The sequence below is a fragment of the Vibrio sp. KUL70 genome (genome assembly GCF_059725515.1).
This window is the reverse complement of sequence record NZ_AP045834.1, coordinates 1,537,514-1,550,793: the sequence shown is the minus strand read 5'-3', so window position 1 is coordinate 1,550,793 and position 13,280 is coordinate 1,537,514. Positions and strand designations below refer to the sequence as shown.

Genomic DNA, 13,280 nt, shown 5'->3' with positions numbered 1-13,280 from the left:
GGGATGCTAAAATATTGACGTATATCAAATAGTGAAAGATTGTTATGATTTCTGAAAAGCCTGTGACGAAACGTGTTCAGTCTGGTGGCTGTGCAATCCATTGTCAGGATTGCAGTATTAGCCAGCTGTGTATCCCATTTACTTTGAATGAGTCTGAGCTTGACCAACTTGACCAGATCATTGAAAGAAAGAAGCCTATTCAAAAGGGCCAAGAGCTGTTTAAAGCGGGTGACGAGCTTAAGTCTCTTTACGCAATACGCTCTGGCACTATCAAAAGCTATACGATTACCGAACAAGGTGATGAGCAAATCACTGCATTCCATTTAGCGGGTGATCTAGTCGGTTTTGATGCAATTACTGGTGATTCACATCCAAGCTTTGCACAAGCGCTCGAGACATCGATGGTATGTGAGATTCCATACGAAATCCTAGATGACTTGTCAGGTAAAATGCCTAAGCTTCGTCAGCAGATCATGCGTTTGATGAGTAACGAGATCAAAGGCGACCAAGAGATGATACTACTGCTTTCGAAAAAGAACGCAGAAGAGCGTCTTGCAGCATTCCTTTACAACTTGTCGACTCGTTTCTCTCAGCGCGGCTTCAGCCCTCGCGAATTTCGTTTAACGATGACTCGTGGTGACATCGGCAACTATCTCGGCCTAACGGTTGAAACCATCAGTCGTTTACTAGGTCGTTTCCAAAAAGCGGACATTCTAAGCGTTAAAGGTAAATACATCACCATCGAAGATCATGATGCGCTGATGGAACTGGCTGGTGTTTCAAAAGAATAGTTCTAAATATCAATGATGTAGTTCAATAATGAGCTACATCATGTTTCTCTCCAAAAACCTTCTATATTTCTCTTAATCTTCTTATAACTACGCTACATTGTTTATATGTCCAGTCTGAAAAGTAGGCTTAGTTATGAGTATCTATAACAAAATCTTAGTGGTCGCTGACATCAATCACGATGAGCAACCTGCCCTAGTTCGCGCTATTCAACTTGCTAAAAAAAGCACGTCAAAGAGCCGCGTTACTTTCTTTCTTTCTATCTACGATTTTTCCTACGACATGACATCGATGCTTTCTGCTGATGAGCGTGACGCGATGCGTAAAGGTGTTATACACCAACGTGAGATCTGGATGAATAAAGTGGCAGAGCCATATTTGGATGACTCAATTGAGTTCAATGTTAAGGTTGTCTGGCATAACCGCCCTTATGAGGCCATCATTGCTGAAGTTTTTAGCGGTGAACACGATATCCTGATAAAGGGCACTCGTAAGCACGATACTTTAGAGTCGGTCATTTTCACCCCGACCGATTGGCACTTATTGCGTAAATGTCCAAGCCCTGTTTTATTGGTTAAAAATGAGTATTGGCCAGAAGACGCGAAGATCTTTGCATCTGTCCATGTCGGTTCCGAAACGGAATCTCACTTAGAGCTTAACGATGCGATGGTCGAACGATTATTAGAAATCACAGGCCGACTAGACGCTCAGCCTTACTTGGTTAACGCCTACCCTGTGACTCCAGCTAACATTACCATTGAGTTGCCGGAGTTTGATCCGACATCCTATACCGACGCTGTCCGTGGTCATCATCTAACTGCCATGAAAGCGCTTCGTCAGAAGCACGGTATGTGTGAAGAACAAACAATTGTAGAGCAAGGCTTACCTGAAGACGTTATTCCTAAGGTGGCAGCAGAGAACAACGCTGCAATGGTTATTCTTGGCACAACAGGTCGTACAGGTCTCTCAGCGGTATTTATTGGTAATACCGCTGAGCATGTGATTGATAAAATCAACTGTGACGTCTTAGCATTGAAACCAGCCGGGTTTATTAGCCCACTCGACCCAAACACTTCTAGCTAAGTTTCATCACGTATTAAAAAAGCGCCTCTAGTTTGACTAGAGGCGCTTTTCTATTTGTGTCTGTTGTCTCTAACTTAGATGCTAGATGTTAGTCACGTCGATGAACATTGACTCATCGATGTTAGAAGATGAGATTTCAGCTTCTTGGAATTCGTACTCTTCACGCTCGCCGCTACGATCTAATGGAAGGTTCACGAAATCAAAAAGTTCACGGTCAGCCAGTTGGCTTGGGCTAACGTTTTGAATTGACTTGAAGATCTTCTCTACACGACCTGGAGTTTTCTTATCCCAGTCAATGAGCATCGCTTTGATAGATTGACGTTGTAGGTTCTCTTGCGAGCCACATAGATTACAAGGGATGATTGGGAACTCTTTGTGTTCAGCGTACTTGATAAGATCCGTTTCACGACAGTAAGTCAGTGGGCGGATCACTACGTTGCGACCATCATCAGAACGCAGTTTAGGTGGCATAGCTTTTAGGCGAGCACCGTGGAACATGTTAAGGAACATAGTTTCAACGATGTCATCCATGTGGTGACCAAGGGCAATTTTAGTCGCGCCAATCTTCTCTGCAAAAGAGTAAAGTGTTCCGCGACGTAGGCGTGAACAGAGTCCACAAGTCGTTTTACCTTCGGGGATCTTCTCTTTAACTACTGAGTACGTGTCTTTATCTACGATGTAGTAAGGGATGTTCAGGCTCTCAAAATACTCAGGAAGAATATGTTCAGGAAAGCCAGGTTGTTTCTGATCTAGGTTTACCGCAACAACATCAAATTTGATTGGCGCTGCTTCACGTAAACGTAACAGGATATCTAGCATAGCGAATGAGTCTTTACCGCCACTAATACAGGCCATCACTACGTCATTTTCTTCGATCATGTTGTAGTCAATGATGGCATTTCCAACATTTCTTCTAAGGCGCTTCTGAAGCTTGTTGAGTTCGTGGATTTCTTTTCTGTTATCGTTTTGGTTCATTGCTATTCTCATACTGCCGGAAACACCGACTGTCGATTGCTAGGTGGTATGTTTTAGGGCGTGGATTATACGGATTTTTATTTAAGGTTGAAATAGTCAACGCGAGATAACCTCACCTCTTATTGACAATACTCTTCTATATCAATCAGATTCAAACAAAAACAGCAAGCGAGTGCTTGCTGTTTCGTCAAAATATTAGACCCCGTTTTATTTGTCGGCTGGAATATATGGCAGTACTCGTAATGTTGGCTCTGGCAGTGTAAAGCTGCTCGCGCCGTCAAGGTCTGCAATAGTAAAGCGAGCGCGACCTTGCTCAATTGCTATCGTTTTGCCATTTGAAAGGCTGATTTCACTATCGAGTTGATTTGGGAACTCCAGTGTTACGCCCTCAATATCAGGTGTGAACCAACTAGAAAACATACCGCTGAGGTCTTCTAACATGGATTGCATTTGTGGTAGTAGTGTTTCGATATCGCTCACTTGCACCTGGCCTCGGAGCGGCTCTTTGGTCATCACAACGAGCGAGTATGCACACTCCTTCTCTTTTGTCTGAACGAAGATTAAAGGATTAGCAGAGCGCAAATTTTTGTCGATAGGAAGCAGAAGTTCATTACCAGAAGAAACTTTTAACTCTTCATAATGTTCCTCTTTTTCCATCCAAGACTTACTGATGTGGCAAGTTGTATTGGTGGTTTGGTCTACGAAAAACACTGCAACTTTTACGTCGTCGTGACCTTCTTTGAGGTTATTTTTCAGTTGTGTGTAGAGTTTTGAATAGGTGAACATGTACTCTTGGGCGGCAGCGGGCAGAGAGAGCCCAAGACTCAATGAGGCCAGAATAGCAAGCGTCGTCTTTTTCATGGTACTTCTTATCATTGTTGAGCTAGGAAACGAAAAAGAGCAGCGTTAACCCGCTGCTCTTTATTCATTCAAGTGGTTATTTGACCCAGTATACCTTGTTGTGGCGTATCATGGCTTGTAAATCAGTCACATAGTCAGCACCACGTTCAGAATATTTCAACAAACCTTCCGTCAGTTTAGTAGCCGCTTCCATCGTTAACAGATCGTCGCCTTTACTAGCCAACTCAGCTCTGATATTACGTAGGTCTTGATAGGCATTATTTCGATTTAAGTTCATGAAATAGCGGTGTACGGATTCTTGGCTAGAAGAAAATTTCGCTACTTCATGTGTGCTTCCTTCATTACGTTGTAATGGAACAAGCCCACATCCTTTGCTGTAACACCAATGCCCAAAGTAGTTGTTTGCTTTAGTCGCAAATCGAGACGTACCCCAAGCAGATTCATTAGCCGCTTGTGTCAGAACTAAAGCTTCCGGAATCACGTTTACACGGCTCAGCATTTCTTTCACCCACTTTTCATCGATACCTGCGGTTGAAAGCGGTAAGCTGTATAGCTTCGCTAATCTTTCCGCGTATGCTTCGTCTTCTGCGTCAGCATTTGAGACTCCCTTATCGGCAAGCTTTTCTAAGAAAAATCGTTCTTTGGAAATGCGGCGGTTTTCAAGATTGATACTCGGGCGTAGATAGTCGAAGAAGGCTTTTTTCTTTGCATTAGTATCTTCAATCTCAGCGAAGTTAGGTTTCCCTGATGGCAGCTTTAATTTGGGAATATTGCTGCTCCCCGCTTCAGTTTTTTCGATGGATGCCTTTCTGCGCTCGACTTCCTCATTATAAAGGTAAGGGCCGACCAAAGAGACCGAGCCTAATAATACGAGAGCCGTGGCCTTGAGAGCAAGAGTACGGCCTTTTTGTTCTAAATCTGAGTTATGCATTGAAAACCTGTGAGTCATTATTGTTGTCGTCATCACCCTTAGGTTTATCTGAAGCGATAAGTTTCAGCTTGATACCGAACATTTCACGATACAAGATACCTTTCACATGGAAGAAGAATGGTAAAACGAAAATCAAGCCAATGCCGTACAACATTGCAGCAGCGATAAACATTAGCATCACCATCAAGTAAATAGCGGCAACAGTGAATATCTTCTTGTTTACTGCACGTAATGAAAGTAACAAAGATTGCATCGGCGGTACTTTCTTATCACAGATAAGCAGGATTGAATGAGTGAAAGCCAAAGAGAAATAAATCGACAAGAACGGCAGAATCATACCTGCTATCCCCTGCAGCATTAAACTAAATAGCGTCGCCAAGATCACAGGTACAGTAAATTGCAGACCTTTCCCGATATGACGCAGTTTTGTATTTAACCCTGCAGCGTGACTCATCGCCATTAGGCTGATACCTGCGTATACCGGAGCACTGATAACTTCATAGCTAAAGTTAGCAATGAAAATCGACTCAACAATCTGTGGCGTAAAAGCTTCAGGATCAATGACTGCATCAAGGATGATACTCGGGTCACCAAGTTGTAACTTGAGAGCGATATAAAAGATAGCGAGTTGGACAAACATTAAAGCAATAATGGCCGGCGAGAAGTTTAAGAAGTGACTAATCGTGTGCTTCCACGCTTCTTGAAAAACAGCTGTCGCTTTAAGTTCGTAATCTCCAGAAAGTGCTCTGTCGATACTGCCGCCTAAATTAAAGTCTTTTTCGATGTCATTGTTCATAGTGATACCTAGGTGTGCCAACAAATTCGAAGCCACCTAACTTATTGATAAAAAATTGGCTTCATTATACTCACATGTCGAGTGCAAACTAAAACTTGATTCTGTAACAAGGCTTGCTTTTGTGAGTTAATGGTTAATAATTAGACACTTATTTAATCGTAAATGCCTCAATTATCATTATGGTAAAAGATGTTTACTTTTACCTGCGAAATTTTTTATCAATCAATGGCAAAAAATGCTTTGAATTCACGATTTTGGTGATTATGATGCGCGCCTTAAAAGTGTGTAGCAACAGGTCTTGAAAAGGACCAAGGTGGAGAAAAACAGACGTTGAACGCTAAACAATCAGTAGGAAAACCAGTAGTACAACTCACTGGTATTAGTAAAAGTTTCGATGGTAAGGAAGTCATCGGCAATCTTGATCTAAATGTCAATCACGGTGAGTTCCTCACCATCTTAGGCCCATCCGGTTGTGGTAAAACCACAGTACTAAGAATGATTGCGGGGTTTGAAACGGCAGATAATGGTCAAATCCTATTAGCTGCTCAGAATGTTACCCAAGTTCCTGCTGAACAAAGGCATGTAAACACGGTTTTCCAGAGCTACGCCCTATTCCCACATATGACTGTCTTCGACAATGTGGCATTTGGTCTACGTATGCAGAAAGTCCCAAGCGCTGAGATTGAGCCTCGCGTAATGGATGCTTTGAAAATGGTACGCCTAGAACAGATGGCACAACGAAAACCACACCAACTCTCCGGTGGTCAGCAACAACGTATCGCAATTGCGCGTGCGGTTGTTAATAAGCCTAAAGTTCTACTGCTGGATGAATCTCTATCTGCGCTGGATTACAAACTTCGTAAACAGATGCAAATTGAGCTCAAACAGCTTCAGCGTCAACTTGGTATTACGTTCATCTTTGTAACGCATGACCAAGAAGAAGCGCTATCGATGTCAGATCGTATTATCGTTATGCGAGACGGTGTTATCGAGCAAGACGGTACGCCACGTGAAATCTACGAAGAGCCTAAAAACCTATTCGTTGCGCGTTTCATTGGCGAGATCAACGTGTTCGAAGCAACCGCTATTTCTCGTCAAGACGAAAAGCGTATCGTGGCAAAGATTGAAGGTGAAGACTCTATCATCTATCACGATAAAGAGATCTCTGAAGGACAAAAGCTGCAAGTTCTATTAAGACCTGAAGACCTTCGAATTGAAGAGATCAAAGAGTCTGAGCAACGTGGCATTGTCGGCCATATCGTCGAGCGAACTTACAAAGGCATGACGCTAGATTCAGTTGTTGAACTGGAATCTGGTATGCGTGTAATGGTAAGCGAATTCTTCAACGAAGATGACCCAGACGTTGATCACTCACTGGGGCAAAAAGTTGCTGTAACTTGGGTTGAGAGCTGGGAAGTGGTGCTAGAAGATGAGCAAGAAGTTTAATTTACAAAACGCCATTATCGCTTTAATCACTGGTTGGCTTGTTGTTTTCGTGATGATTCCAAACATCATGATTATTGGTACAAGCTTTCTAACTAGAGATGAAGCGAACCTTATCGAGATGACGTTCACTCTCGATAATTATGTTCGTCTGGCTGATCCATTATACTTCAAAGTGTTAGCGCATTCGTTCTACATGGCGATTGTAGCAACTCTACTATGTTTAGTGATTGGTTACCCATTCGCTTATATTATTGCGAAAATGCCAGCTAAATGGCGCCCATTCATGCTGTTCTTGGTGATTGTTCCTTTTTGGACAAACTCATTGATTCGTACCTACGGCTTGAAGATCGTCCTAGGTACTCAAGGTGTATTGAACAAAAGCTTGATGGCATTAGAAATCATCGATAAGCCGATGCGTATTATGTACACAGAAACAGCTGTAATGATTGGTCTCGTATATATCCTACTGCCGTTTATGATTCTGCCACTCTACTCTGCAATTGAGAAGTTGGACGATACCTACATTGAAGCGGCAAAAGATTTGGGGGCGAATAAATTACAGACGCTACTTAAAGTCATTTTACCACTAACAATGCCAGGTATTATTGGCGGCTGTTTACTTGTCCTGTTACCTGCGTTAGGCATGTTCTACATTTCCGACCTTTTAGGCGGTGCGAAGAACCTACTGATTGGTAACGTGATTAAGAGCCAGGTACTGAACGCCCGAGATTGGCCGTTTGGTGCGGCAACCAGTATTGCGCTAACGGCAGCAATGGCTGTGATGCTTTATGCCTACTATCGTGCAGGTAAGCTATTGAATAAGAAAGTGGAGCTAGACTAATGGGTCGCACAGTTAAGTTCAGCTTTATGACATTGGTATATGGTTTTCTATACTTACCAATCATCGTACTAATCGCAAACTCATTTAATGCGAACAAATTTGGTATGAAATGGGGCGGCTTCACCACCAAGTGGTATGACGCACTGATAAATAATGACAGCCTTATGCAGGCAGCATGGCACTCTCTCAATGTGGCTGTGTTCTCTGCAACCGCGGCGACAATCGTCGGTAGCTTAACGGCTGTGGCATTGTTCAGATACCAGTTCAAAGGTAAAGGCGTTGTAAACACAATGCTGTTTGTGGTGATGATGTCACCTGATATTGTTATGGCAATCTCGTTATTGGCACTGTTTTTGGTAATGGGTGTTCAGCTTGGGTTCTTCACCCTACTCGCAGCTCACATTACCTTCTGTCTACCGTTTGTTGTGGTGACAGTCTACAGTCGCTTGAACGGCTTTGATGTCAAAATGCTGGAAGCAGCAAAAGACTTGGGCGCCAGTGAGTGGACGATCTTGAAACAGATCATTCTACCGCTAGCGAAACCTGCAGTTGCTGCGGGTTGGTTACTGAGCTTCACACTATCGCTTGATGACGTGATCATCAGCTCTTTTGTGACTGGTCCAACATATGAAATCTTACCATTGAAGATTTATTCAATGGTGAAAGTGGGAATATCACCAGAGGTTAATGCCCTCGCAACGGTTATGCTTGTGGTCTCGTTGATACTAGTTGTTGCTTCTCAACTGCTAGCAAGAGAGAAAATCAAGTAAACCTCACGTGTTATTCATAAGCAGAATGGTGAAATCGCCATTCTGTTTTTCTATCTACTGCCTTTAGGCAACGTTTAGTTTGGAGCTAACGTCAATGAAAAAATGGGCTACTTTATTAGCTGGTAGTGCATGTGCGCTTTCTATGTTTTCTGCGTCTGTATCTGCAGAAGAGAACAAAGAATTAGTGTTTATGAACTGGGGTCCTTACATCAACAGTGAGATCTTAGAAAAATTCACAAACGAAACAGGTATTAAGGTGATCTACTCTACTTATGAGTCGAACGAAACCTTATACGCAAAGCTAAAAACGCATAACAAAGGTTACGACCTTGTTGTGCCATCTACCTACTTCGTCTCTAAGATGCGCGATGAAGGTATGCTACAAAAAATTGATAAGTCTAAGTTAAGTAATTTTAATAACTTAGATACTAATTACTTAGATAAGCCGTACGATCCAAATAACGACTACTCTATTCCTCACGTTGTAGCGATCACAGGTCTTGCCGTTAACACAGATATGTATGATCCAGAAGAGTTCCAAAGCTGGGCAGACTTGTGGAAACCTGAGCTTGAAGGTCAATTAATGATGATGGATGACACTCGTGAAGTGTTCCACATTGCTCTTCGCAAGCTTGGTTACTCAGGTAACACAACAGACGAGAAGCAGATCGACGAAGCTTACGCTGAACTACAAAAGCTGATGCCAAACGTACTTGTGTTTAACTCTGATAACCCAGGTGCTCCCTACATGTCTGGTGAAGTTGGTCTAGGTATGCTTTGGAACGGCTCTGCTGCTGCGGCTCAAAATGAAGGTTTGCCAATTAAACTGGTATTTCCCAAAGAAGGCGGGATCGGCTGGGTAGATAACTTCGCTATCAGCTCTGGTGCTGTGAACGTAGAAGCGGCACATAAGATGATCGACTTCTTACTGCGACCTGAGATTGCAGAGCAGATCTCTCGCGATACGGGCTATTTAACCGCAGTAAAAGCATCAAACGAGAAATTCAAAGATAGCCCTGCGCTGTTCCCTTCTCAAGAAGATCTAGATCGCGTTGAATGGCAAGCTGCCGTTGGCGACAAAACCGTGAAATATGAAGAGTATTTCATGAAGTTGAAAGCCGGCCAATAAGGTCTATAATAAATTCAATGCAATAGGCAGCTTAGGCTGCCTATTTTCGTATTAGACTGCTATAATCCGACGCGATTTTTATTAATCGATTCACATTGGGTTCGCAACCCAGATTCAAATCAAACAAATGAACGGAACAGTAATGAAAAAAGCACTGTATACCGGCGCATTGTGTGCTGCTACCTTACTTTCAACGCCCTCTTTCGCAGCAGACCAAGAACTGTATTTTTACAACTGGTCTGAATACATTCCTAACGAAGTGTTAGAGGATTTTACTGAAGAGACTGGAATTAAAGTTATCTACTCTACCTACGAGTCTAACGAAAGCATGTACGCCAAGTTAAAAACTCAAGGGTCAGGTTACGACCTAGTTGTTCCTTCTACTTACTTCGTATCTAAGATGCGCAAAGAAGGTATGCTACAAGAGCTAGACAAGTCTAAGCTTACGCATTTTGCGGATTTGGATCCAAACTACTTGGACAAACCATTTGATCCAAGTAACAGCTACTCTATCCCATACATTTGGGGCGCAACGGGTATTGGCATTAATTCAGACATGTTAGACAAATCTTCTGTTAAATCATGGGATGACCTATGGGATACACAGTGGGAAGGTCAACTGATGATGATGGACGACTCTCGTGAGGTGTTCCACATCGCTCTAACTAAACTGGGTTACTCTCCAAACACGACTAACCCAGATGAAATTAAAGCGGCTTATGAAGAGCTGAAAAAGCTGATGCCAAACGTGTTGGTGTTCAACTCAGATTTCCCGGCAAACCCTTACCTTGCAGGTGAAGTTTCTCTGGGTATGCTTTGGAACGGTTCTGCATACATGGCTCGCCAGGAAGGTGCAACGATTGACATCATCTGGCCGGAAAAAGGTGCTATCTTCTGGATGGATAGTCTAGCGATTCCGTCAGGCGCGAAAAATATTGAAGCGGCACATAAGATGATCGATTTCCTATTACGCCCTGAAAATGCTGCGAAAATCGCATTAGAAATCGGCTACCCAACGCCAGTTAAAACGGCATACCCTCTTCTACCGAAAGAATTTGCTGAAGACCAGAACGTATTCCCACCACAATCTGTAATGGACAGCGGTGTATGGCAAGACGAAGTGGGCGAAGCGAGCGTTATTTATGACGAGTACTTCCAGAAACTAAAAGTAAACAACTAGTTTATTTTTGACTGAATATGAAAGCGGCGTTGGCCGCTTTCTTTTTATCTCAACGAATACGTTATTACCTCTTTCAAGCTCTCAAACTTTTGGGCTCTTCATATAGAAGCTCTGAAACTAATTTAGGCACTTCAATACTTGCCTTACCATAACGCTTTTCAACAAACTCGCTTTCTACAGCGCTTGGCTCTAGGTTAATTTCAATAGTATGAGCGCCATGCATTTTCGCATCGTGGACAAAGCCTGCAGCTGGGTACACTACGCCAGAAGTACCGATAGAAATAAATAGATCTGCATCTTCCAACGCAGAGTAAATGTCGCCCATACGCAGCGGCATTTCACCAAACCAAACAATGTGAGGCCTCATCTGAGCTGGGATTTGGCAACAATGACATAGCTCACCAGTCAGAATGTCATCTTTGTGCTCAATAACCTGATTCGATTCACTGCAACGGGCTTTTAGGAGTTCGCCGTGCATGTGTATCACATTGTCGCTACCACCTCTCTCATGAAGGTTATCGATATTCTGTGTGATGATGGTGACTTTCCCCTCTAAACGCTTCTCCAGCTCACCCAGCGCTTTGTGTGCAGCATTAGGCTCAATGTCGGGGCTTTGTAGCCCCTTGCGGCGCTTATTGTAAAATGCTTGAACCAAATCAGGGTCTCGTTGAAAGCCTTCGGGAGTCGCCACATCTTCGATCTTGTGGCTTTCCCATAATCCGTCCTGCGCACGAAAAGTTTGTATTCCTGACTCTGCCGAGATCCCAGCTCCTGTGAGAATCACGATATTTCTGTATGGGAAATTCATATTACATCCTTATCAATATGTCACTTTGTAACAGCTTAGCACTGTTCAAATTCCAACAATAGTTTTGGGGATTAGACGATGGTCTTATGCGCATGTATTCATTGGTCATTTGTGAACTAGCTTGAGTTTTGAAGAGGAAAAATAGCGAAGAGACGACTGTTGAATGGATTATCGCTCTTTGTAGAAAACAAAAAAGCGACCGAAGCCGCTTTTAAGTTGAGTGTTTCGAGACTCGAAGATTGTTCTGATAAAACCTTAATCTTCACTCACAGATGAGATCTTGTGAATGGATAGATCCGCGCCGTTAAATTCATCTTCCTCGCTTAAACGAAGGCCTGTCACTTTGTTTAGAATGCCGTAGACAATGAATGCACCGCCAACCGCAACCACAATGCCTGCGACAGTACCCAGAACCTGAACCACAAAGCTCACCCCACCGAGTCCCCAGAATGCTTGTTGACCAAAAATGCCTGCCGCAATACCGCCCCACGCACCGCAAACGCCATGTAGAGGCCAAACACCTAATACGTCATCAATCTTGGTTTTGTTTTGCATGTAGGTAAACAGATAAACAAATAGCGCGCCTGCGACACCACCTGTGACAAGTGCACCGAGTGGATGCATCAAGTCTGAGCCTGCACAAACTGCGACTAAGCCCGCCAAAGGACCATTGTGAATGAAGCCTGGGTCATTCTTGCCAGCAAACAGTGCAGCGAGAATACCGCCGACCATCGCCATGAGAGAGTTCATTGCAACTAAGCCACTAATGCCATTGATCGCTTGTGCTGACATCACGTTGAAGCCAAACCAACCGACACAAAGAATCCATGCGCCTAATGCTAAGAAAGGAATGTTCGATGGTGCGAAGTTAGTGTGTTTGCCCGCACGTATACGCCCTTTACGCATTCCCAGAAAATAGACCGCGACTAATGCAATCCAACCACCAACGCCATGTACGACGATTGAACCTGCGAAGTCATGAAAGCCATAGCCGAATTGGGCTTCAAACCAATCTTGTAGGCCAAAATTCCCATTCCAAATAATGCCTTCGAAAAACGGATAAACCAGCCCAACCGTAAATAAGGTCGCCAATAGTACAGGGTAGAAACGTGCACGCTCTGCGATACCACCCGATACAATTGCTGGAATCGCCGCAGCAAACGTCATTAAGAAGAAGAACTTCACTAACTCATAGCCATTTGCTTGAGCCAAGGTATCGGCATCAGCGAAAAAGTGTGCGCCATAAGCAACCCAATATCCGATAAAGAAATACGCAATGGCAGAAACGCCAAAATCCGCAAGAATCTTCACCAAAGCGTTTACTTGGTTTTTCTTTCGTACTGTACCTACCTCAAGGAAGGCAAAACCGGCGTGCATCAAGAAAACCATGATGGCACCAAGTAATAAAAACAGTGTGTCTGAACTTTGCGTCAAGTTCTGTACTGCGCTATGAACTTGCTCGACTGACTGGCTCATTAAAGCTAACTCCTTTTGCTTTATCATTTGCACTGATTGTGTGCGTATTAAATGATGTAATTATTTAAAGACTCAATAGCTAGGCAAGATGCGTTCCAAACCATATGAACCGAATAAGCGCAGTCTGCACTACTTCTTAAATGATTGATTAATCAAGATTTGAATATATAGTGGCACGATTTTGGTGAGCGACAG

At 43.3% G+C, this 13,280-nt stretch carries 13 protein-coding genes; 7 read left to right on the top strand and 6 right to left on the bottom strand.

Features of this window, described 5'->3' with window-relative positions; genetic code table 11:
• Window positions 1–44 precede the first annotated feature (44 nt).
• Together fnr and uspE are read left to right on the top strand one after the other, a co-directional pair.
• Window positions 45–791 (top strand): fumarate/nitrate reduction transcriptional regulator Fnr, encoded by a 747-nt coding sequence (gene fnr / locus AC6I7V_RS06795; RefSeq protein ID WP_255230723.1) that lies wholly within the window; start codon window positions 45–47, stop codon window positions 789–791.
• 133 nt (window positions 792–924) lie between these two features.
• On the top strand, window positions 925–1,872 hold the full coding sequence (gene uspE / locus AC6I7V_RS06790; protein WP_498011615.1) for a universal stress protein UspE: 948 nt from the start codon (window positions 925–927) through the stop codon (window positions 1,870–1,872).
• A gap of 81 nt (window positions 1,873–1,953) precedes the next feature.
• On the opposite strand, the gene ttcA is transcribed toward uspE, so the two are convergent.
• The 4 genes from ttcA to AC6I7V_RS06770 form a co-directional block, all read right to left on the bottom strand.
• Entirely contained in the window at window positions 1,954–2,847 is an 894-nt protein-coding gene (gene ttcA, locus AC6I7V_RS06785) for a tRNA 2-thiocytidine(32) synthetase TtcA (protein WP_498011614.1), read from the bottom strand.
• Window positions 2,848–3,054: 207 nt separating this feature from the next.
• Entirely contained in the window at window positions 3,055–3,708 is a 654-nt protein-coding gene (locus tag AC6I7V_RS06780) for a DUF2987 domain-containing protein (RefSeq protein ID WP_498011613.1), read from the bottom strand.
• 76 nt (window positions 3,709–3,784) lie between these two features.
• The gene (locus AC6I7V_RS06775) at window positions 3,785–4,639 is read right to left on the bottom strand and encodes a glucosaminidase domain-containing protein (protein WP_498011612.1); all 855 of its coding nucleotides are present in this window, start codon (window positions 4,637–4,639) and stop codon (window positions 3,785–3,787) included.
• A complete protein-coding gene (locus tag AC6I7V_RS06770) occupies window positions 4,632–5,435 on the bottom strand; it encodes a DUF2189 domain-containing protein (protein ID WP_255230728.1) in 804 nt (267 codons plus the stop codon). The genes AC6I7V_RS06775 and AC6I7V_RS06770 overlap by 8 nt, the downstream gene beginning before the upstream one ends.
• Before the next feature lie 330 nt (window positions 5,436–5,765).
• Between AC6I7V_RS06770 and potA the strand changes: the two genes are divergently transcribed.
• The 5 genes from potA to AC6I7V_RS06745 all read left to right on the top strand — a co-directional run bounded on the left by potA (window position 5,766) and on the right by AC6I7V_RS06745 (window position 10,801).
• Window positions 5,766–6,881 (top strand): spermidine/putrescine ABC transporter ATP-binding protein PotA, encoded by a 1,116-nt coding sequence (gene potA / locus AC6I7V_RS06765; protein ID WP_498011611.1) that lies wholly within the window; start codon window positions 5,766–5,768, stop codon window positions 6,879–6,881.
• Complete coding sequence (gene potB / locus AC6I7V_RS06760; protein ID WP_255230730.1) at window positions 6,865–7,722, top strand: spermidine/putrescine ABC transporter permease PotB; 858 nt, start codon at window positions 6,865–6,867, stop codon at window positions 7,720–7,722. The genes potA and potB overlap by 17 nt, the downstream gene beginning before the upstream one ends.
• Window positions 7,722–8,492, top strand: a complete 771-nt coding sequence (potC, locus tag AC6I7V_RS06755; protein ID WP_032549054.1) for a spermidine/putrescine ABC transporter permease PotC — start codon at window positions 7,722–7,724, stop codon at window positions 8,490–8,492. Before potB ends, potC begins: the two co-directional genes overlap by 1 nt.
• Window positions 8,493–8,586: 94 nt before the next feature.
• Entirely contained in the window at window positions 8,587–9,621 is a 1,035-nt protein-coding gene (locus tag AC6I7V_RS06750) for an extracellular solute-binding protein (RefSeq protein WP_255230732.1), read from the top strand.
• 142 nt (window positions 9,622–9,763) lie between these two features.
• Window positions 9,764–10,801: an extracellular solute-binding protein gene (locus tag AC6I7V_RS06745; RefSeq protein ID WP_255230733.1), complete on the top strand. Its 1,038-nt coding sequence runs from the start codon at window positions 9,764–9,766 to the stop codon at window positions 10,799–10,801.
• A gap of 73 nt (window positions 10,802–10,874) precedes the next feature.
• Here the strand turns inward: AC6I7V_RS06745 and cobB are convergent, their stop codons facing one another.
• Both cobB and AC6I7V_RS06735 read right to left on the bottom strand, forming a co-directional pair.
• A complete protein-coding gene (gene cobB / locus AC6I7V_RS06740; RefSeq protein WP_255230734.1) occupies window positions 10,875–11,609 on the bottom strand; it encodes a Sir2 family NAD+-dependent deacetylase in 735 nt (244 codons plus the stop codon).
• A gap of 255 nt (window positions 11,610–11,864) precedes the next feature.
• The gene (locus AC6I7V_RS06735; protein ID WP_498011610.1) at window positions 11,865–13,085 is read right to left on the bottom strand and encodes an ammonium transporter; all 1,221 of its coding nucleotides are present in this window, start codon (window positions 13,083–13,085) and stop codon (window positions 11,865–11,867) included.
• Between the last annotated feature and the right edge of the window lie 195 nt (window positions 13,086–13,280).

What these genes read in the sequence shown, in the direction of transcription:
- fnr (WP_255230723.1), top strand. Translation starts at nt 45, where the DNA reads ATGATTTCTGAAAAGCCTGTGACGAAACGTGTTCAGTCTGGTGGCTGT.
- uspE (WP_498011615.1), top strand. Translation starts at nt 925, where the DNA reads ATGAGTATCTATAACAAAATCTTAGTGGTCGCTGACATCAATCACGAT.
- ttcA (WP_498011614.1), bottom strand. Translation starts at nt 2,847, where the DNA reads ATGAACCAAAACGATAACAGAAAAGAAATCCACGAACTCAACAAGCTT.
- AC6I7V_RS06780 (WP_498011613.1), bottom strand. Translation starts at nt 3,708, where the DNA reads ATGAAAAAGACGACGCTTGCTATTCTGGCCTCATTGAGTCTTGGGCTC.
- AC6I7V_RS06775 (WP_498011612.1), bottom strand. Translation starts at nt 4,639, where the DNA reads ATGCATAACTCAGATTTAGAACAAAAAGGCCGTACTCTTGCTCTCAAG.
- AC6I7V_RS06770 (WP_255230728.1), bottom strand. Translation starts at nt 5,435, where the DNA reads ATGAACAATGACATCGAAAAAGACTTTAATTTAGGCGGCAGTATCGAC.
- potB (WP_255230730.1), top strand. Translation starts at nt 6,865, where the DNA reads ATGAGCAAGAAGTTTAATTTACAAAACGCCATTATCGCTTTAATCACT.
- potC (WP_032549054.1), top strand. Translation starts at nt 7,722, where the DNA reads ATGGGTCGCACAGTTAAGTTCAGCTTTATGACATTGGTATATGGTTTT.
- AC6I7V_RS06750 (WP_255230732.1), top strand. Translation starts at nt 8,587, where the DNA reads ATGAAAAAATGGGCTACTTTATTAGCTGGTAGTGCATGTGCGCTTTCT.
- AC6I7V_RS06745 (WP_255230733.1), top strand. Translation starts at nt 9,764, where the DNA reads ATGAAAAAAGCACTGTATACCGGCGCATTGTGTGCTGCTACCTTACTT.
- cobB (WP_255230734.1), bottom strand. Translation starts at nt 11,609, where the DNA reads ATGAATTTCCCATACAGAAATATCGTGATTCTCACAGGAGCTGGGATC.
- AC6I7V_RS06735 (WP_498011610.1), bottom strand. Translation starts at nt 13,085, where the DNA reads ATGAGCCAGTCAGTCGAGCAAGTTCATAGCGCAGTACAGAACTTGACG.